Origin of the sequence: Streptacidiphilus alkalitolerans, assembly GCF_042511045.1 — a bacterium.
Classification (GTDB): Bacteria; Actinomycetota; Actinomycetes; order Streptomycetales; family Streptomycetaceae; genus Streptacidiphilus; species Streptacidiphilus alkalitolerans.
In genome coordinates this window covers 1-19,645 of record NZ_JBHEZX010000016.1, presented here as the reverse complement: position 1 = coordinate 19,645, position 19,645 = coordinate 1, and the positions used below count along the sequence as shown (strand labels likewise).

15 protein-coding genes and 1 rRNA gene are annotated in these 19,645 nt (G+C 71.5%); 4 read left to right on the top strand and 12 right to left on the bottom strand.

The features are described 5' to 3' along the window. Window positions 1-229: 229 nt before the first annotated feature. From ACEZDG_RS29055 to ACEZDG_RS29035, 5 genes are all read right to left on the bottom strand, one after another. Complete coding sequence (locus ACEZDG_RS29055) at window positions 230-1,120, bottom strand: endo alpha-1,4 polygalactosaminidase (protein ID WP_380515370.1); 891 nt, start codon at window positions 1,118-1,120, stop codon at window positions 230-232. Further along, on the bottom strand, window positions 1,117-1,809 hold the full coding sequence (locus ACEZDG_RS29050; RefSeq protein ID WP_380514997.1) for a spherulation-specific family 4 protein: 693 nt from the start codon (window positions 1,807-1,809) through the stop codon (window positions 1,117-1,119). The genes ACEZDG_RS29055 and ACEZDG_RS29050 overlap by 4 nt, the downstream gene beginning before the upstream one ends. Window positions 1,810-1,866: 57 nt before the next feature. Further along, complete coding sequence (locus tag ACEZDG_RS29045; RefSeq protein ID WP_380514994.1) at window positions 1,867-3,300, bottom strand: hypothetical protein; 1,434 nt, start codon at window positions 3,298-3,300, stop codon at window positions 1,867-1,869. Then, window positions 3,297-4,769, bottom strand: coding sequence for a GT4 family glycosyltransferase PelF (gene pelF, locus ACEZDG_RS29040; RefSeq protein ID WP_380514992.1), 1,473 nt, complete (start codon window positions 4,767-4,769; stop codon window positions 3,297-3,299). Before pelF ends, ACEZDG_RS29045 begins: the two co-directional genes overlap by 4 nt. A 95-nt stretch (window positions 4,770-4,864) precedes the next feature. Next, window positions 4,865-7,084, bottom strand: coding sequence for a hypothetical protein (locus ACEZDG_RS29035; RefSeq protein ID WP_380514990.1), 2,220 nt, complete (start codon window positions 7,082-7,084; stop codon window positions 4,865-4,867). A 369-nt stretch (window positions 7,085-7,453) separates the two neighbouring features. Here ACEZDG_RS29035 and ACEZDG_RS29030 point away from each other — a divergent pair, with 369 nt between their 5' ends. After that, on the top strand, window positions 7,454-8,647 hold the full coding sequence (locus tag ACEZDG_RS29030; RefSeq protein ID WP_380514987.1) for a winged helix-turn-helix domain-containing protein: 1,194 nt from the start codon (window positions 7,454-7,456) through the stop codon (window positions 8,645-8,647). On the opposite strand, the gene ACEZDG_RS29025 is transcribed toward ACEZDG_RS29030, so the two are convergent. Both ACEZDG_RS29025 and hpf read right to left on the bottom strand, forming a co-directional pair. Continuing rightward, window positions 8,648-9,382, bottom strand: a complete 735-nt coding sequence (locus ACEZDG_RS29025; protein WP_380514984.1) for a response regulator — start codon at window positions 9,380-9,382, stop codon at window positions 8,648-8,650. It abuts the gene before it with no gap. Window positions 9,383-9,585: 203 nt separating this feature from the next. After that, the gene (gene hpf / locus ACEZDG_RS29020; RefSeq protein ID WP_380514981.1) at window positions 9,586-10,215 is read right to left on the bottom strand and encodes a ribosome hibernation-promoting factor, HPF/YfiA family; all 630 of its coding nucleotides are present in this window, start codon (window positions 10,213-10,215) and stop codon (window positions 9,586-9,588) included. A gap of 386 nt (window positions 10,216-10,601) precedes the next feature. Between hpf and ACEZDG_RS29015 the strand changes: the two genes are divergently transcribed. After that, complete coding sequence (locus ACEZDG_RS29015) at window positions 10,602-11,378, top strand: ComF family protein (protein ID WP_380514979.1); 777 nt, start codon at window positions 10,602-10,604, stop codon at window positions 11,376-11,378. 19 nt (window positions 11,379-11,397) lie between these two features. Here the strand turns inward: ACEZDG_RS29015 and ACEZDG_RS29010 are convergent, their stop codons facing one another. Genes ACEZDG_RS29010 through mtrA form a run of 3 tightly spaced genes read right to left on the bottom strand, consistent with a single transcriptional unit; the run spans window position 11,398 to window position 16,187 of the window. After that, the gene (locus ACEZDG_RS29010; protein ID WP_380514976.1) at window positions 11,398-13,413 is read right to left on the bottom strand and encodes an LpqB family beta-propeller domain-containing protein; all 2,016 of its coding nucleotides are present in this window, start codon (window positions 13,411-13,413) and stop codon (window positions 11,398-11,400) included. Then, window positions 13,400-15,508 carry an MtrAB system histidine kinase MtrB gene (mtrB, locus tag ACEZDG_RS29005; protein ID WP_380514973.1) on the bottom strand — a complete coding sequence of 703 codons (2,109 nt, stop codon included), beginning with the start codon at window positions 15,506-15,508 and terminating at the stop codon, window positions 13,400-13,402. The genes ACEZDG_RS29010 and mtrB overlap by 14 nt, the downstream gene beginning before the upstream one ends. Window position 15,509: 1 nt before the next feature. Next, on the bottom strand, window positions 15,510-16,187 hold the full coding sequence (gene mtrA, locus ACEZDG_RS29000) for an MtrAB system response regulator MtrA (protein ID WP_123502153.1): 678 nt from the start codon (window positions 16,185-16,187) through the stop codon (window positions 15,510-15,512). A gap of 557 nt (window positions 16,188-16,744) precedes the next feature. Between mtrA and ACEZDG_RS28995 the strand changes: the two genes are divergently transcribed. Further along, window positions 16,745-17,725, top strand: coding sequence for a DUF7847 domain-containing protein (locus ACEZDG_RS28995; protein ID WP_380514970.1), 981 nt, complete (start codon window positions 16,745-16,747; stop codon window positions 17,723-17,725). Window positions 17,726-17,775: 50 nt separating this feature from the next. Then, window positions 17,776-18,594, top strand: coding sequence for a metallophosphoesterase family protein (locus ACEZDG_RS28990; protein WP_380514967.1), 819 nt, complete (start codon window positions 17,776-17,778; stop codon window positions 18,592-18,594). Window positions 18,595-18,636: 42 nt separating this feature from the next. On the opposite strand, the gene ACEZDG_RS28985 is transcribed toward ACEZDG_RS28990, so the two are convergent. Both ACEZDG_RS28985 and rrf read right to left on the bottom strand, forming a co-directional pair. Beyond that, the gene (locus ACEZDG_RS28985; RefSeq protein ID WP_380514964.1) at window positions 18,637-19,134 is read right to left on the bottom strand and encodes a GNAT family N-acetyltransferase; all 498 of its coding nucleotides are present in this window, start codon (window positions 19,132-19,134) and stop codon (window positions 18,637-18,639) included. A gap of 392 nt (window positions 19,135-19,526) precedes the next feature. Next, window positions 19,527-19,643 (bottom strand): 5S ribosomal RNA (gene rrf / locus ACEZDG_RS28980). Between the last annotated feature and the right edge of the window lie 2 nt (window positions 19,644-19,645).

Sequence of the window (19,645 nt, the reverse complement as noted above, 5' to 3'; positions counted from 1 at the left end):
CTCCTTGCCTGGGCTGGCACTGGGCGGTCTGTGCGCTGGCGTGCCGCGCACCGGCGATGGAGACACACCACCGCACGGCCATCGTATGCGAGGAAACGAGCGGGTCGGGAGGTCCGTCAGCACACCAGCTCGGCGTCACCCCCACGAGGGGGATGTTCGACCACCCCGATAAGCCGCGAAGCAGACAAATGGGCAGGGTCGTCCGGGCGGGGTCATCCGGGCGGGGAAATCAGCAGCCGCGTCGCCAGGCGTCCAGCACCGGGTGCTTGAGTACGGCGCTGAACCGCATCCGGCGGGCCTCCGGGCAGAAGTCGGCGACCGGCAGCCCGTACTCGGCCTCGAACACCGCCTTGCCGCGGTTGGTGAAGGGGGCGAGCTCGCCGCACTCCTGGAACTCCGCGCACTGCTCGTTCACCGCGAAGTCGAAGTCGCCGACGAGTGCGGGAACCTGGTCGAGGTCGTTCTTGAGGCCGACCGCCAGGCCGCGGGCATGGGCGAGACCGGCCACCATCCGGTTGAAGGCGAGCTGGTCGGCCGCGGTCAGCGGGAAGCCGGAGCGGTTGGCGTAGCCGTCGACATTGTCGGGCTCGACGGCGTCGAAGCCCTTGTCCCGGCACATGTCGAAACGGCGGGCGATGATCGGCCGCAGCAGCGCCGTCCGCCGGACGTCCAGCCAGCGCTCGCCCGGCCAGCCGTCCCCCGCCCCCAGCAGCGCCGCGGGGTAGGAGGAGCGGTCCGGGCGGAAGTCCTCGTAGGCGCCGACGTTGATGTAGCAGATCACCCTGCGGCCCTCGGCGTGCAGCGCGGCCACCACGGCGGCGCTGTTGTCGAAGCCGTCGATGTCGTAGACGGCGGCGTCGACCCCGGTGTCGACGGTCCGGCTGAGCTGCCACTGCCAGCTCTCCCCGGGCACCGGCTGCCAGCGCGGGCCGCGGGAGGCCGCGGTGGGAACGCCGGACGCGGCGCCGCCGCCCGGGGAGGCCGCGCCCGAGGAGGCCGGGCCCGAGGGAGGCCTGGGCGAGGGTGCCCCGGTTGCCCCGCCGCCCGGGCCGCAGCCGGCCAGCACCAGCAGCAACGCGCCGCCGCACAGTCCGAGCAGCCGCCGCCCGGGACGCCTCAGCACACCTCGCTCCCCTGCCGCAGCTGCGGCATCAGCACCGACCAGGGGTTGTCGCCGGTCCCCGGAGTGGCGTAGCAGTACTCCGCCCCGTACTGCCGGGCGGTCCGCAGGACCAGGTCGCAGTCGTCGGCCGGGACGGTGTGCACCAGGTGGCCGAAGCGCCGGGCCGGGTACGCCGTGGTCCAGGCGGGCACCTGCAGCCGTTGGTAGACCTCCCAGGCCCCCTCGAAGGTGATCACCACATCGGCGATCGCGGCATAGCCGGGGTCGGGGTGCACCCCGGGGTTGAGCACCACCTGCCGCGCGTCCAGCGAACGCGCGGCCACCGCCAGCCGCCGGTAGTGCGGCAGCAGCTCGGGGGCCGACCCCACCTGGTCCAGGAACACCCCGTCGACCGGGTACCAGTCCTGGTAGCGCTCCAGGTCGGTGACGACCTCGCGGTGGCTGCGGCGGCCGTAGTCGGTGTCCACATAACCGAGCAGCGGGATCCCGGCCGCCCGCAGCGTCCCGGCGGCCTCGGCGAACTCCGGCTCCGGCGCGCCGCCGGGGCCGCTGGCCGGGTTGAACACCACCCAGGCCACCGTGTCGGCCCGCGCGGCCACCCCGCGCCAGGCCCCGGGCTCCGTCCCCGGGTAGACGTACAGCGGGACGAGCAGCCGCCGTCGTCCACTGATCTGACCTGTCGTCAATTCCACTCCACTGATTGATGTCTCGCTGAAAGGACAGGCACCGGGACGGCGGCGGGCTCAGCGGTGCACCGTCACCCGGCCCAGCGACCAGCACGCCACCGCGACCAGCAGTGTCGCCGCGATACCGCCCACGGCCAACTGGGTGGCGCCGGCCACGGTCGCCGCGGCGGCCGGGATGCAGATGCCCGCGGCGGCCCAGGCCGAGCCGAGCGCCTGGAGCAGCAGCGCGGTCCAGATGGTGGCCCCCAGCGCGAGCAGCCCCGGCAGCTCCGCGCCGATGCCGCCCCCGAGCGCAGCTCCGATCCCGCCCCCGCTTCCGGCCAGGGCCACGCCGAGCGCCCCGCCCAGCACCGCCAGCAGGCCCAGGTAGGTCAGCAGGCCCAGGGCCAGCGACCTGGCCGACAGCAGCGCGAAGCCGCGCATGGTGTGCGCCGCCCGCAGGGCGCCGTGGATCCGGTGGCGGTAGCCGTGCAGCAGCCACTCGGCCGGTCCCATGCTGACCGTGAGCGCCGCCATCGGCGCCACGTCGAGATGGCCGCCGCGCAGCGCGATGCCCAGGGTGAGCAGCGACATCGCCATCCCGAACAGGCCGTGCGGAAGCGAGGCCAGCAGCGGCGGCAGCGGCTCGATCGCGGTGTCGTCGTCGGTGTCGCGCAGCTGGGTCCGCAGCTCCCGGCAGGCCAGGGCAATGGTCAGCAGCACCGTGGCCACCAGCAGCAGCGCGGTCGACGGGGTCGGCCGGAGCAGCCCCAGCAGCACCGCCGTCCCACCGAGCGCCGCCGGGGCCAGGGCCAGCAGCAGCGCCTTCTCCCGGCCGAGCACCAGTAGCACGCAGGAGGCGCCGAGGTAGAGCGCCTGCCCGGAGCAGAACAGCAGCACCCCGCCGACGTCCCGCCCGGCGGTCAGCGCACCGAGCAGCGCGCCCAGCACGCCGAGTCCGGCCCCGACGAACGACCCGAACAGCAGGCAGCGCCCGGCCGAGCGGCGCAGCCCGCGTCCGAGCCGGTGGTGGGTGCGGTGGGCCAGCGCCTGGTTCCAGGCCCAGTTGAGCAGCACCGAGAGCGCCAGTGCGAAGGTGCCGTGCGGCAGGCCGCCCGCGTCGGGCGGACCGGTCAGCATCGGCGCACCCAGCGGGAAGCCCAGCCCGGGAAGGGCGTAGAGCACCCCGCGCAGCACGCTGGTGAGCAGCGGTCGCTGCCAGGGGGAGGGCGCGGCCGTGGGCTCCGGGTAGCGGCGCGGAGTCTCCGCGTAGAGGTCCTCGGCCAGCTCGAAGGCGTCCGCCCGGCCGTAGTGGCGCTGGATCTGACGGTCCGTCACTCCTTCGGCCTCGATCGCGGCGGCCACCTCGAAGGAGTGCACCGCGGTCGCGGCCACCCCGCCGAAGCGGTGCGCCGCCTCCTCGGCCGGATCCATCGGCAGGTCGGGCCTGGGCAGGACCCTGGGCAGCGGGCTGAGCCGGACCCCGGGCAGCAGCTCAAGGACGGCGCTCATACCAGGGCCCCGATCCGGGTCGTCGCCGCCGGGGACCACATGGTGCTTGGGTCCTCCAACAGGGCGTCGTAGACGCCGCGGAAGGTGGCCACGGTGCGGCCCAGGGTGAACTGCTCGATGACCCGATTGCGGGCCGCCCCGCCCAGCTGCTGCCGCCGCTGCGGATCCCTGAGCAGGCTGAGCGCCGCCCGGGCCATCGTCTCCGGTTCCCGCGGCGGGACCACGAGTCCGGTGTCGGCGACGGCCTCGCGGACGCCGCCGACGTCGGTGGACACGGTGGCCCGCCCGCAGGACATCGCCTCGATCAGGGAGAACGGGAAGCCCTCGGAGATGCTGGAGAGCATCACCACGCTGCCGGCCGCGTAGGCGTGCCGGACGGTGTCGATCCGGCCCTCGAAGACCACCCCCTCGGCCACGCCCAACTCGGCGGCGAGGGCCCGGCATTGCTCCAGATATCCCTCGCCCCCGGCCGGGGCCGCGCCGAAGAGTCGCAGCCTGGCGTTCGGGATCTCTGCCCTGACCAGCGCGAACGCCCGGATCAGGGTTTCCAGGTCCTTGATCGGGTCGACCCGGCCGGCCCAGCTGAGGGTGGGTGTCTCGGGTTCCGGGCCGGCGTAGGGGAAGAGCTCGGGGTCCACGCCGTTGTAGACCGTGCGGATCCGCTGCGGGTCGCAGCCGCCGCGTTCCTCCCAGCGGCGGTTGTAGCGGTTGCAGGGGGTGATCAGATCCGCCCCCCGGTAGCCCTCGGTGGCGAGCATCCGGAAGAAGCCGAGGATCAGCGCCTTGACCGGCCAGCGGTAGGGCGCCGAGCGATAGCTAAGATAGCGTTCACGCAGGTAGATGCCGTGTTCCGAGAGCAGCAGCGGCACCCCGTGGAAGCGCCGCGCGGTCAGCCCCGGCAGCACCGCGAGGCCGCCGGTGACCACGTGCGCGACACCCCGGCTGGGCGGCTGCACCGCCAGCGGGCGCAGCGCGTGCTCCAGCAGGTCGGTGGCCTCCAGGGCGTCCTGGACCGTGGGGCGGGAGGCGTGGGTGGCCAGGAAGGGCCGCTGCCACAGCCGTTGCAGCGAGCGGACCGCTCCCTCGGTGCGCAGGGCGGCGGTGAGCGAGCCGCCGGTGAGGGCGAACTCGGCCAGTTCGTAGAGCTCGTCGGCGAAGTACTTCTCGAAGTCGGCGTCCAGCAGCGCCAGCAGGAACCGCTCGTACCCGGCCAGGAAGCGGCGCAGATCGCGTCCGCGCGGCGCGGAGCCGACGGGGGTGCGGCCCCAGAGCGGGACCGAGCTCACCGAGGCGACCTGCGGCGGCAGTTCCCAGACCTGCGGCTCCCGGCCGCTGCCGGTGATGCCGAGGACGTGGAAGCGCACATCCGGCATGCCCTGCACCAGTTGGTCGCACCAGACGCTCACTCCCCCGTGCACATAGGGGTAGGTGCCCTCGGTGAGAAGGGTGACCTCGGTTGGTCCGTTCATCGCGGTGGGCTCCCCCAGAGCTCGTTCGGTCATGCCGAGTCCGGGGTCCGGGACGTCTCGTCCAGGACCCCGCACTCATGTGGCTACACAGGTGGTTAGAGCAGGCCGCCGAGGAGCTTGGCCACTCCGGCGACCGTCAGCGGCACCACATTGAGCACGCCCCCGGGGACCACCGGCTTGGTGCTGGACGGCGGGGTGGTGGGCGGTGCGGTCGTCGACGAGGACGTCGGCGTCGGCGTGGCCGCGCCGGCGGCCGGAGCGGCCGGGGTGCCCGCGGCGTTGAGCGTCAGCGTGACGTTGCTCTGCAGCAGCCCGGGCGAGACCCAGCCGGAGAGCTCCCCGGCGTAGGCGGTGCCGAAGGCGCTGGTGCCGAGCAGCTGCTTCTGCACCGTCCCGGCGGGCGCGGTGACCTGGGCCGCGACCCCGCTGGGGGCGTTCACGGTGACCGCGCTGCCGACCCGGTAGCCGCTGGCGGTGCCGGCGGTCACCGCGGCGCTCCAGGCGGAGCGCTGCTTCAGTTCGGTGCCGATCGCGGACTCGCGCAGATTGGTGATCGGGGTGTTGGCGGCGAACAGGTTGGCGTAGCTGTCGAAGATCTGGTCGAGCACCGGGTAGAGGATCCGGTCCTCGGTCAGGTTGGACTGGTGCGCGTAGGTCGGCAGCGGGCTGTTGTCGATGATGTGCCCGAGGTCGATCTTGGCTTCCAGCGGGGCGATGTAGCCGGCGTACCCGGTGCTCAGGTCGAGCGGGGCGGGCAGGCAGGTGCTGGTGGCCGGGTTGGCCGTGCACAGGCCGCTGCCGCCCTGGGCGGTGCTGGTGTAGAGCCAGTTGTACTCGTCCACCTCGTCGGCCACGTGCCCGGCATTGTAGTAGACGTTCATCGGGAAGCGCGGCACGGTCAGCGCCTGGCCCACCGCGCGCTGGTTCAGCTCGCGGGAATGGTCGCTGCCGGTCCACTTGATCCCGGTCGCGGCGAAGGCCGGGGCCAGGTTGGGGTTGTCCACCGGCTGCTGCGGCAGCGTGGCCAGGCCCGAGTGCTCACCGGTCACCAGCTCGCTGTTGTCGACACTGAAGCCCTTGCTCGCGGCCCACTGCTGGTTCTTGCTGATGGCGGTCTGGATGGTCGCCTTGGGCACCCAGGCGATGCTGCCGTCCGCATTGGTGGTGCAGGACCACGGCACCGTGGCGGTGTTCTGCACACAGCCGAGGAAGGGGTGGTCGTAGGTGTGGTTCACCCAGCGGAAGGAGGACTTGGCCGCCTGCATCGAGGTCAGCAGCGGGTCCGAGCCGGTGTCCGCGACCTGCTCGTCGCTGCCGCCGCCGTTGAAGAGGAAGTCGAAGGTGAAGTTGTGCGCGGTCTCCCACTGCTTGGCGAAGGTCACGTCGGCCGGGGTCATCCGGATGGTGGACTCGGCCGGGGTGCCGTTGCAGGCCGAGGCGGCGTCGCCGGGGGTGCACTTGGCGGTGCTGCTCCAGCGGTCGTCCGGCAGGAAGATGTCGTCGACGTGCTGCTCGTAGTAGTTGCGGTCGTAGCCGAGGTGGATCCCCTGGGTCATCCAGTCGACGATGCCGCGGGCCAGCAGCCGGTACTGCTCCTGGTACTGGTTGTAGGCGAAGGTCAGCACCAGCTCGGAGACCCCGCCGTGGTCGTACTCGCCGGCCAGCACCCCGGGCGAACTGCTGCCCGGGATCGGGGCGGTGACCAGCGGGGTGAAGCTCGCCCCGGCCGCTTGGGCGGCCAGCGGGGTGGCCAGGTAGCCGTAGCTCTCGGTCACCGACGGGTCGTTGTCCTCGAACGGCACACTGCCCTTGAGGTAGCGGAAGGCCCCGCCGAGCCCGGCCGCGGTGACCGTCCCGGTGGTCCCGTCCAGCGGGCCGATGTAGCCGGGATCGGCCGCGTAGTTGAGGCCGACCGCGGGCTGCGCGTAGGTGTAGGCGTCGACCTGGCGCACCCCGAAGGTCTGCTCATAGCTGGTCAGCGCCGCCATCTCGGGCGAACCCGCGGCGAACGGCGCGTTGTTGGGCAGCACCACGGCCTGGAACCTGCCCTCGGCCTGACCACCCGTCGTGCCGCTCAGGAAGGCGGCGTTGATGGTGGGCCGGTTGCTGTCCGACAGCTTCACCACGGTGTACGGCGTGCCCGAGACGGTCATCTCGTCCATGATCGCTGCGGTGGCCGGGCCACCGTCGTCCACGACCAGGACGCGCAGGTCGATGCGCTGCGCGGTGGCCGCATGCGCGGTCATGGCCGGGACGAGCGCCGACAGCAGTCCCGCCGCGGTGAACGCGGCGGCCCAGCGGGTCCTACGACCCATGTTGTCCCCTCCAGAGGCAGCCGCGCATGGATGCGGGCATGCCGAAAGTACGGATCGGCGCGGCGAAGGGGCGATGTGCCCGTCCGCGCCTCAATGGAATGAGTGGTTTCCCCCGTCGCCCCCGCGACTGTGCGCAAGCCGCACACCCCCCAACTGAGTCACGGACGGTGGGACCGTGACTGCGGTGCGTGGCGCTGCAGTTCATATGCTAGAAGCACGAGAAGGTCATCCGTGGCCGCTCCCTGCGAGATCGCCCCAAAGCTCACCCTCGCGGGTTGCTCCTCGCACACCGATTCGGTTTTGCCCACCCGTGGAGGTGAGCTGTTCGGCTGCGGCGGGTCTGTCAGTGGGTGCTTCTAGGCTGCTCCCATGAGCACCCTCCCCGACTCCGCCGCCCCTGCTCTCACCCTGCGCGCCGACGACGCCCGCCGGATCGCCCTGCGGGCCCAAGGCCTGCTGGGCGCCCCGGACCGGCGCGCCGGGGTGCCGGGTGTGCTGCGCCACCTCGGCGCGGTCCAGCTGGACACCATCTCGGTGCTGGCCCGCTCGCACGAACTGGTCCCGTACGCCCGGCTGGGCGCGGTCGGCCGGGAGTCCGTAGAGGCCGCCTACTGGAGCGGCGGGGCCTCCTTCGAGTACTGGTCCCACGCCGCCTGCATCCTTCCGGTCGAGGAGTGGCCGCTGTTCTCCTTCCGCCGCCGCGCCTACCTGGCCCGCGGCCACCGCTGGCACCGGATGGAGGACGCCGACCGCTCCTGCGCCGAGGTGCTCGCCCGGCTGCGCGCGGAGGGGCCGCTGACCGCCACCGAACTGGGCGGCGCCAAGAAGGGCGGCGTCTGGTGGGACTGGTCCGAGACGAAGATCGCCGTCGAGTGGCTGCTGGACACCGGCCAGGTCGTCTGCACCGAGCGGCGCGGCTGGAAGCGGGTCTACGACCTCGCCGAGCGCGCCGTACCCGCCGACCTGCTGGCCAGTGACCCGGACGACGCCTCCTGCGTCCGGCAGTTGGTGCGCCGGTCCGGGGCGGCGCTCGGTGTCGCCACCCGCAAGGACCTCGCCGACTACCACCGGCTCAAGACCGAGCAGGTGGGCGCCGCGCTGCCGGACTCCGGCCTGGTCCCGGTCCTGGTCGAGGGCTGGGGCCGGGACGGGGCCCCCGCCGCCGCCTGGGCCGATCCCGCCGCGCTGGACACCGAGCCGCGCGGCCGGCACCGGACCACCCTGCTGTCGCCGTTCGACTCGCTGGTCTGGGACCGGGCCCGCACCGAGCGGATCTTCGGCCTCAGCCACCGCCTGGAGGCGTACACCCCCAAGGAGAAGCGGCTGCACGGCTACTTCGCCATGCCGCTGCTGGCCGGCGGCCGGCTGGTGGGCCGGGTCGATCCGGCCAGGGAGAAGCGGACCATGATCGCCCGTCAGATCTCGCTGGACTCCCCCGCGCTGCTCCCCGCCCTGGCCCAGGCCCTGCGCGAGGCCGCCGCCTGGGTCGGCTGCGACTCGGTCCGGGTGGAGCGGCTGCACGACGAGGCGCTGCGTCCCGCCCTGGAGAAACTGCTGGGCTGATCAGCCTATTTCGAGGATCTTCTCCCGCATCGCGTAGACCACCGCCTCCATCCTGGAGTGCAGCTGCAGCTTCTCCAGGATGTTGCGGACATGGTTCTTCACGGTGTTCTCGCTGATGAAGAGCTGCTTGGCGATGTCCCGGTTGTTCAGCCCGGTGGCCACCAGCTTCAGCACCTCCAGCTCACGGTCCGTCAGCCGCGGCGCGGGCAGCAGCCTGCGGTCGTCGGTCCGCTGCTGGATCATCGACTTGAACTCGGTGAGCAGTTTGGCCGCCATCGACGGGCTGATCTGCGACTGCCCGTCGGCGACCGCACGGATCGCGGTGGCCACCTCGTCGGTGGAGATCTCCTTGAGCAGGTAGCCGGTCGCCCCGGCCTTGATCGCCTCGTAGAGGTCGGCCTCCTCGTCGCTGATCGTCAACATGATGATCTTCGTACTGGGCGCCACCTCCTTGATCGAGGTGCAGGCTTCGATACCGCTGCGCCTGGGCATCCGTACATCCATCAGGATGATGTCCGGCAGTAGGTCCGCGGCCTTCACCACGGCCTCTGCGCCGTCCCCGGCCTCACCGACGACCTGGATGTCCTCCTCCTGGGCGAGGACGATCTCCAGCCCCCGCCGGAAGAGCGCATGGTCGTCCACGACCAGGACCCTGATCGGCTCCACCGCACGTCGCGGGCCGTCGGTGTCACGGTCCCGGCCCTCGCCGGGCCGGTCGTCCCATCGCTCCGCCATCCGGACCTCCCCCTCGGCTGGTCGGGTGTTCCCGCCATGATTCCACGCCCCACCTCCGGTGCGATCATTCCGAGTGGTCGGTTTCCCTCGGAAGTGTCACCCCGGGCGCGGCGCAGGCGTGCGGAAGGGGCGCGGTGCCCGTGCACCGCGCCTCTTCCGCACCGCGTCGCGCTCTGTCAGCGGCTGACAGGCGCTGCCAGTCGCTACTGCCCTTCGATCTTCAGGTGGATGACTCCGTAGTCGTAGCCGTGCCTGCGGTAGACGACGCTCGGCTGGCCGGTGTCCGTGTCCTGGAACAGGTAGAAGTCGTGCCCCACCAGCTCCATCTCGTAGAACGCCTGGTCCAGCGCCATCGGCACGGCGGCATGGGTCTTCTCGCGGACGACCAGCGGCCCGTCCCCCTCGACCTCGAGGCAGCCGATCTTGGTACGGCTGACCGGCTCGGCCAGTTCCTCCGGTGTCGCGACATCGGGGGCGGACGACAGCTTCGCCGTCGCCTCGGCCACACTCATCGGCGACCGCGGCCCCTTGTGCACCCGCCGCCGGTCGGCCACCTTGCGCAGCTGGGCGTCCAGCTTCGCCGAGGCCAGGTCCAGCGCGGAGTACGGGTCGGGTGCGCTGGCCTCGGCCCGGATCACCGGGCCGCGGCTGTGCAGTGTGATCTCCACCCGCTCGGAGCGCTCCGCCTGCCGCGGGTTGCGCTCCTTGGACAGCTCCACGTCCAGGCTGATCACCTTGTGGTCGAGCTTCTGGATGTGCTCCAGCTTCTCGCCGACGTGCTTGCGGAACCGCTCGGGCACCTCGGTCTTGTGACCCTTGACGACGATGTCCACGCAGAACTCCGATCACTTGCCCTGTCGCCGGTCGGACCCTCAAGGTCCGCGCGGCCCATCGAGTACGCAGCACCGCCCGCTCGGGGTGGGCGGGACCGCCTCTCACATCCCTACCTCCCCAGAAGGAAGGGTTGGAACCCCATGGAACAACGGTTCTCGGGATTCCGCCCACCCTGCGTCGGCCTGGCAGCGCCGACACAGGCGTGCACCCAAAGTCGCGGCACTGCGGGGGCTTGTACAGCCCCTGCGTCAGTCCTACCCCCATTCGGATGAATCCACGGTAAACATCCCCCGTCACGGAGGCCGCTCCAGCAGGGTGGTGTCCACGCTCCGGCTTCAGCCCCGTCGAGCTCCCAGCCACCGTCCGCCCGCCCGGAGGAGGCCCTGTGACCAGCACTTCCCTCAGACTCTTCGATGCCGCGCTGGATCTGCTCGTCCCGGTGCCCTGTGTCGGCTGCGGAGCACCGCACACCCAGCTCTGCGCCGCCTGCCGAACCGAACTGGAGGGCGCGCGTCCACGTGCCGCGCGCCCCCATGCCGCGCCGCCGGGCCTGCCCGAGCTGTACGCCGCGACCAGCTACGAGGGGGCGCCCCGGCAGATCCTGCTGGCCCACAAGGAGCGCGGGGCGCTGCGGCTGGCCCACCCGCTGGGCCGGGCCCTCGCCGACGCGGTCCGGGCGGCGGTCCCGGTCGGCGCCGCCGCCCGCGACGCACCGCTGCTGCTCGTCCCGATGCCCTCCGCCGCCGCGACCGTACGGGCCCGCGGGCACGACCCCACCCGCCGGCTCACCCTGGTCGCCGCCAGGACGCTGCGCGCGGCGGGCGTGCCGGCCCGGGCCCTGAGCGTGCTGCGGCAGCGGCGCGGCACCGCCGACCAGTCCGAGCTGGGCGCGGCCGAGCGGCTGCGCAACCTCAGCGGGGCGCTGACCGTCCCGGCCGGGCGCAGGGCGCAGCTGGGCCGGGGCCGCATCGTCCTGGTCGACGACCTGGTGACCACCGGCGCCACCCTGGCCGACGCCGCCCGCGCCCTGGCCGAGGCGGGCGGCGACGTCCTGGCCGCGGCGGTGGTCGCCGCGACCGTCCGCCGCGACGCCCGGCCGGGGGCGGGGCTGGCGGGTGCGGGGGTAGGGCCGGGGGCGGTGGTAGGGCCGGGGCGGTGGTAGGGCCGGGGGCGGGGGCGGGTCAGCCCGGGTAGCTGGGCATCGGACCGTTGGGGCCGTGCGGACCGGAGTCCCCGTTCTTCACCACCGCGGACCACTGGTTCTTGGCGAAGCGGTAGACCTTGCCCTGGTCCTCCTTCGCGGCCCCCGCCCCGCTGGAGTCGCCCAGCAGCGGCGCCCGTACCCCGAGTTGCAGCGAGGAGTCCTGCTGCAGCGCCGCCACCGTGGTCCCGTAGGGGGGAGACGTCAGCTGCTCCGCCGGAGCCAGCGCCGAGGAGCCGTCCACCTCCCAGATGGACAGTCCCGGCGCGGTGTCCAGCCCCGGCTCCGTCCCCACCGACTGGCCGAGCACGATCAGGCTGTCGCCGTCGTACCAGGACACGGACTTCACCGAGCTGAGGGACGGGGCGACGGACAGCAGCCCGTCGATGGTGAGCTGCGGCGCGTCCGCGGTGCCGCTCTGCTCGATCCGACCGACCTGGACCGAGCTGTTGCCGCCGTTCTTGACGATCAGTGCGATCCTGGCCCCGTCGGCGGCCACCCGGACACCGGTGACCACGCCCTGCAGGCCGTTCACCGCCACCGGCACCAGCTTGCCGTCGACCACGGCCTTGACCGCGGGAGCAGCGGGATTGGTGTCGGCGACCCACAGGGTCTTCAGGTCGTCCCAGCTCGGCGAGCTGAGCCCGCCGTTGACCCCGCTGGTGACAGTGGCACGCGGGGGGACGGTGCGCTGAGTCAGCGAGCTGATGAAGAGCTCACGCCGGGTCTCCGAGAGCACCGCGACCTGGTCACTGTTGCCCGGCGCCACTGCGAATCCGCCGATGTGTCCGAGGTTCGACGGCCCGAGCACACCGGTCACCGGCTTCGGGGTCGGAGCGGCGACCCCCATGTCGAGGCTCTCCAAGTGCCCCTGTGCGTCCACGAAGTAGCTGATGGCACCGTTCGGAGCCTGGAACGGCGAGTAGTTGGTGTGCTCGTCCGCCTCGCAGGAGACCGTCGGGTCGCCGCTCTTGTAGAGCGAGACCGAGCTGATCGGCTGTCCGACCTGCTGGGCCTGCTGGGTGGGCACCTCGGAGAGGGTGAAGTAGAGCTGCGAGGCCATCCGCTGGCATTCCTCGGGCTGCCGCAGCTTCGCGCCGATCGCTCCGCCGAACTCGAACCTGACGTTCCCGTCGCCCACGGCGCTGCCGACACTCACCCGCGCCCTCCCCAGCGAGGAGTCCGGCGGGAAGGCGCTGACGACCGCCGGAGCCAGCCAGTCGCTCGGTCCGCCGAGCAGCGCGCTGGCCGCGTCGGTGAGCGGGTCGATATGACTGCGCACATAGATCGGATCAGCCGCGAGCGCGGAGGCGGCCGCGCTGTCGTCCCCGCCGGCCCGGGCCACCGGGAAGTACAGGTTGACCGGTTCGTATATGCGGGCGAAGTCGACCTGGTTGAGGACGATCCCCTTGGGCGGATTGGTGATCCGCCAGCCCTCCGGCCCCTTCGTCACCACAACCTTCTCAACGAAGGCGGATGCCCTGGACGGCACCGGGACGTAGGCGTGCCGGGAGTTGAGTGTGGCCAGCAGCTTGCCCTTGACCTTGATCGTCGCCCGAGTGGCCGTGCTGGCGTTGTCGTCGGTATCGACCGAGACGTCGACATGGTCCAGCACAGCGACCTGCTCCTGCGGCTGCCAGGAGGCGGCGGCGGCCGGTGTCAGGAACTGCTTGGCCGTCTGGTAGTTCTGCTCGTCGGACACCAGGTCGTCCAGGAACCCGGAGACCGTCTGCAGGGGCGGGTCGCCCGCCTTGGGCGGCTCCGCCACGACCACCACCTGCTGCGCCGTCTGCGTATTGCCGCCTGAGCCCGCGGGAGCAGCCGGCGCGCCGGTGCTGGGCATGGCGGCGCAGCCGGCCAGCAGCAGCGCGGCGCCGAGCGCCCCGACCAGGCGGGCGGTGCCGGTGCGGCGGCTGCCGGGGCGGGCGGTGCCAGGGCGGGCGGCAGCGGTCTCGGGCGCGGTGCCGGGGCCGGTGCGGGGGCTAGTCCTCGTCATGGGTGGAACCTTCATCGCGCCCCTCCTTCGACACCACGACCTGCGCGCCGGTGGCGCCGTAACCCGAGGCCGCGCGGACGTCGGAGGGCTTGCTCGGTGGCAGCGGTGCCCGACCGGGCACCCCCGGGATCACGGAACCGTATCCCAGCACCCCGCCGAGGCCGGAGCCGAGACCGGTCCCCAGCCCGGTGTGGTCCTCGACCGGCTCGCCGCCCAGCGCCGTGGCGCCGGTCGGCCGGGAGGCCCGCATGTACGGCATCCCGGAGACCGCGAGCCCCCGGTTGCCGCGGGAGTCCTCGGGCTCCAACGGGATCGGCGAGCGCACGATCTCCGCGCCCGCGTTGCGCGGCACGGTGAGCCGGAACTGCGAACCGCCGCCGGGCTCGCCCCAGGCATGCAGCCAGCCGCCGTGCAGGGCGGCGTCCTCCAGTGCGATCGACAGCCCGAGGCCGGTACCGCCGGTGGTCCTGGCACGCGCTGGATCGGCCCGCCAGAAGCGGTTGAACACCCGGGACGCCTCACCGGGCTTCAGCCCGATGCCCTGGTCCCTGACCGCGATGGCCACCGCGCCGTCGCCGATGGCGAGCCGGACCTCGATGTCCCGGCCCTCACCGTGCTCCAGGGCGTTGACCACCAGGTTCCGCAGGATCCGCTCGATCCGGCGCGGGTCCACCTCGGCCACCACCGGCTCGTCACCGCCGCGCACCAGCACCGCGCTGCCCTTGCTGGCCGCCAGCGGCTCGGCCGCCTCGATCACCCGGCCGACCACATCGCGCAGGTCGGCGGGCTCGACGTCCAGGATCGCGGCGCCGGCGTCGAAGCGGCTGATCTCCAGCAGGTCGGCGAGCAGTGACTCGAACCGGTCCAACTGGTTCTGCAGCAGTTCGGCGGAACGTTCCGCGGCGGCGTCGCCGAAGTCCCCGCGGGACTCGTAGAGCAGGTCGGCGGCCATCCGCACCGTGGTCAGCGGGGTCCGCAGCTCGTGCGAGACGTCCGAGACAAAGCGCCGCTGCACCCGCGAGAGCTCCTCCAACTGACGGATCTGCGTCTGCAGTGCGGCGCCCATCCGGTTGAACGACTCCCCGAGCCGGGCGATGTCGTCCGTCCCGGTGACCTTCATCCGTTCGTCCAGCCGCCCGTCCGCAAGTCGCTCGGAGATCTCGGCAGCCATCCGCACCGGGGTGACGACCTGGCGGACCACCAGCCAGGAGATCGCGCCGAGCAGGATCACCACAAAGACCCCGGCCGTGAGCAGGGTGGTGGTGACCAGGTTGAGGGTGCTGGCCTCCAGGGTGAACGGGAAGACGTAGTAGAGCTGGTAGGTCTGCGTGCCGCCCCCTTGGGCGGTGGTGGACAACTCCTCGCCGACGACCATCCCCGATTCGGGCGTGGACGAATTCCCGAGGTAGTAGATCGTGGTGTAGGCGAACTCGGACTGGCCGGCGTTGAGGTGCACCTGGTTCCGGAGCGCCTGGCTGATGGTCCGGTCCGGGTCGACATTGCCGACCACCCGGGGGTTCCGGGAGCCGTTGTCGGCGAGAGCGCTGCTCCCCGGCGTGGTCGGGACCATGCCGACCACGGAGTACTGCCCGGCGCCACTGTTCGCCAGGGACTTGACCTGGGTCGCCAGCAGGGTGCCCATGTCGGGCAGCGTCGTCGCCTGGCCCGCGGCGGTGGTACCGCCGCCGCGCGGGGACGTGGCGTTCTCGTCCTGCTGGGCCGCGGCCTTGAAACCGTTCTCCGCCTGGACCGTGGCCGCGGCGACCTTGGACTTGAGCAGCCCGTTGCGCACCTGGTTCATCACCACCACGCCGAGCAGCAGCACCACGCCGAGTGACAGCACCAGCGTGGTGGCGACCACCCGCAGCTGGATCGAACGCCGGTACAGGCCGGTGAACTTGCGGACCGGACGCCGGAACCGACGCCCGGTCAGCGCGACCGAGGCCCGTATCCAGGCGAACGCCGAGATACCGCCGCGACCGTTGTTGTTGCTGTCGCCGCTGTCGCCGCTGTCATGACTGCTGTCGCTGTCACTGTGGCTGAAAGCCGACCGCCCGCCGTCCGGCCCGGGCGCGGCGGGGGTCTGGCCGCTCATCTCAGCTTGGTCCCGCCTTGTAACCGACCCCGCGCACCGTCACCACGATCTCGGGACGCTCCGGGTCCCGTTCGATCTTGGAGCGCAGCCGCTGGACATGGACGTTGACCAGGCGGGTGTCGGCGGCATGCCGGTAACCCCACACCTGCTCCAGCAGCACCTCACGGGTGAACACCTGCCACGGCTTGCGCGCCAGCGCGACCAGGAGGTCGAACTCCAACGGGGTCAGCGGGATGCTGCGCCCGTCACGCTTCACCGAGTGGCCGGCGACGTCGATCACCAGATCGCCGATGGCGAGCTGCTCGGGGCTGGGCTCCTCCGCCCGACGAAGCCGCGCCCGCACCCGGGCCACCAGCTCCTTCGGCTTGAAGGGCTTGGTCATGTAGTCGTCCGCACCGGACTCAAGGCCGACCACCACGTCCACGGTGTCGGTCTTGGCGGTGAGCATGACGATCGGCACGCCCGACTCGGCGCGGATCTGACGGCAAACGTCGATCCCGTCCCGGCCGGGCAACATCAGGTCGAGCAACACCAGGTCGGGCTTCACCTCGCGGAAGACGGCCAGAGCCTTGTCGCCATCGGCGACAAAAGACGGCTCAAAACCCTCCCCGCGCAGCACGATGCCAAGCATCTCAGCCAGAGCAGTGTCGTCATCGACGATCAAGACGCGTCCCTTCATGTTCACCATGGTCTCATTCCGGAAACGTGAGCTGGGGCACAGTGGGCAGAGAGATCCGCCACTCGTTCGAGTTCCACACTCATATATGGCACGTTTTCATCTCAAAAGGGATATTTATCACGCCGTAGAGACCTTGCCGTCTGTCCAAACGAGACTGATCTCGCCACCGCCGGTAAGAGTCCACGAAGGTCCGCACCCCTACAAGCCGTCCCCCGGAACGTGACACGATGTCCGGAACCAGCCCAGCCCCCGCATGAGACAGAGACGGACCGCGCATGACCGACAACCCGAGCCGGCCCCCAGAGAAGCCTGCTGCTCCCGAGTCGGCCACCACGGAGACACCGGTCCGCCCCGGAATCCCCGAGCAGGCCGCCGACCCCGCACCCGCCGCACCGACGGGACCGACGGGACCGAGCGCGTCTGGACCGGGCGCTCCGACGGGTCAGACGGCACCGACGGCTTCCCCAGGTCAGCCGGCTCCGAACTGGAACGCCGCACCCGGCTGGGGCGGAGTCCCCACGGGGCCGGTCCCCGGCTGGGAATGGTCGCACGGCTGGGTGCCCAAGCCCGGCATCATCCCGTTGCGCCCCCTGCGGGTCAGCGAGCTCCTCAGCGGCTCCTTCGCACTCGTGCGGGCCTACTGGCGGACGATCCTGCCCATCGCCGCCACCGTCGCCGTGGTGACCCAGGTCCCGACGACGCTGATCGTCAACGCCATGCACCGCACGGTGACCGGCCCGTCGCTGTCCTCGTCCGGAGACCCTGCCGCCGACCTGCGCAAGAGCCTGGACAGCCTAATGGACCTGATCCCGGCCCTCGGGGTGACCGAGTTGATCTCCGTCATCGCCGGGACGCTGGCCACCGCCATGCTGATCCTGGTGGTCAGCAAGGCCGTCGTCGGACGCCCCGCCCCCCTCGCCGAGGTGTGGCAGGAGGCCCGCCCCCGACTGCTGCGGCTCCTCGGCCTCACCGCGCTCATCGCCCTGGTCGTCGGTGGCGTCCTCGCCGCCTCCTTCGCCCCGGCCCTGGTGGCCCACTCTGCGGACGCCTCGGACGGCGCCCAGGCGGGCCTCACCATGCTGGTCCTCCCCGGCAGTGCCATCGCCCTGTGGCTGGCGATCTCGATGACCCTGGCAGCACCGGCCCTGATGCTGGAACGCCAGGGCATCGGCAGCGCCCTCGGCCGCTCGTTCCGCCTCGTCCGCGGCAGTTGGTGGCGCATCTTCGGGATCACCATCCTGGTGTCCATCCTCGGCGCGATCGTGGCCGGCATGATCAGCATCCCGTTCACCCTGGCCGACGCGGTCTCGCAGGGCATCGGCGCGGACAGCGGGACTTCCGCCGCCTCCCTGACGCTGAGCTGCATCGGCGCCATCGTCGGCACGACGGTGACCCTGCCGATCCTCACCGGCACCACCGCCCTGCTGTACATGGACCAGCGCATCCGCCGCGAAGCCCTCGACCTGGACCTCGCCGCGGCGGCCGGCGTCCCCGGCTACCAGACCCAGAGCGACAGCCACGGGCACAGCCGGGTGTGAGGCGTGGGGCGGTGTGGCATGGGAGGCGGTGTGAGACGTGAGGTGGGGGCGTGGCGCTGAACCAGGAGATACACGGCCCGGCGCCATGGGAGGGCGCCGTCGGCAGACACGGCCCGTTCCAAAGGGTCGCGGTGCTTTCCGACGTGCACGCCAACGTCCCCGCGCTCATGGCAGTCCTGGACGAGGTCGAACGGGAAGCCGCTGAACTGGTCGTCTTCTGCGGGGATCTGACCTGGGGCGCCGAGCCCGAACGGACGGTGCAGGCGGTCAGATCCCTGGGCCGACGCACCCCCTACCTCTGCCTTCGCGGAAACAGCGAACGAGCCGTCATCGACATGGCACGGGGCACCCGAAGCCCGGGACGACCTCGGGAGTACTGGATGGTCGCCCAACACACGCCCGCAGTCGTCGAGTTCGTCGCAGCATTTCCCTTCAGCGCCATTGTGGAGATCACCGGCCTGGGCCCGGTCCGCTTCTGCCACGGCTCCCCACGCAGCGACACCGAGCTGATGACACCAGGCACACCGGAGGACCGCTTCACCCGGTTGTGCGCGGACGTCGAAGAACAGGTCCTGGTCACGGGGCATACGCATCTTCAATTCGACCGCATGGTGGCAGGCCGACGAAGTATCAATCCCGGCAGCGTCGGCCTGCCGCACCATGACGGCCGCCCGGGCACCGCGTACTGGGCGATGCTCGGCTCTGATGACGTCGAACTGCGGCAGACCCGCTACGACGTGGCCGAGGCCTTGGCCGCAGGGCCACGGCTTGGCGATCCCGCCGCAGACGCCATCGCTGGACTGCTCAACTCCCCGCCGAGCCCTGCGGAAATCATCGAAGAGGCGGAAGAGCTCGTCTTCTCGGATTAGCGCCTTGCCGGTGCTGATGCTCCATGTACCGCCTCGGAGGTGTCACACGGTGCGCGGCAGTGCGAGCCAGTCCTGCCAGGAAATGCCACGGCCCAGATAACAGGGCTGCTGGAAGGGCCAGTCGGCGGCCAGCCACTGCGGCACCAGCGCGTCGAGCGCCCGCTCCGCCTCACTGCCGACGAGGTCGTCCACCACCCACCAGGAAATCTCAGCGTCGGAGCCGACGCGCTCGGGCGGATCGATGTAGACGCAGCCGAGGATCGCCGTCTCCTGCTCGTCCAGCAGCGCGTAGTTGAACGACTGATGCGCGGCAATCTCCCGCTCGTGCCGCAGCAGGTCGATGCGGTCCTCGTCATAGGTCATCGTCTCGCTGGGCCACCCCCAGGCCGGCCCGAAGATCTCCCACAACCGTTCCCGGGAGCCCATCACAGCGGGGTAGTCGATCGCGGTATCCGTCTCGCGAATCGGCCGCAGATGAAGCGCGGTCCCAGGTACGGACACATGGACGGGGTGGACGAAGTCGTCAGGCAGCCAGCTCATAAAGGCTGAGGTTACAACCGATCGCCCCAGGATGATCCAGACGGCGGGTTGACGTCTTATCGAGTGGGGGTGGGGGCGGCTTGGGTGTGTGGCTTGGGCTCCCGGGTCGTTGCCGGGTGACAGGGTGTGCCTGGCCGAGGTTGCTCGGCTCCGCCTCGCGGCCAACAACACGGCCGGGAGACGGTGGCCGGGGCGTCGTTTCTGTCCTGCGGCGGGAACGGGGGCGTCGGACCTGGGCCCGGTGCGGGGTTCCCTGTAGTTGGCTTCTTTGCGCCGCAGGCGCGAGACGGCGCCCCCACTGTGGCAACGGTGAGGGCCGACCCCGCGGGTGTTCGGTCGTGAACGCAGTGAAGCCCCCTGACGTGTTGTCAGGGGGCTTCACTGGAAAGGTTGTTCGGCGGCGTCCTACTCTCCCACAGGGTCCCCCCTGCAGTACCATCGGCGCTGTGAGGCTTAGCTTCCGGGTTCGGGATGTTACCGGGCGTTTCCCTCACGCTATGACCACCGAAAC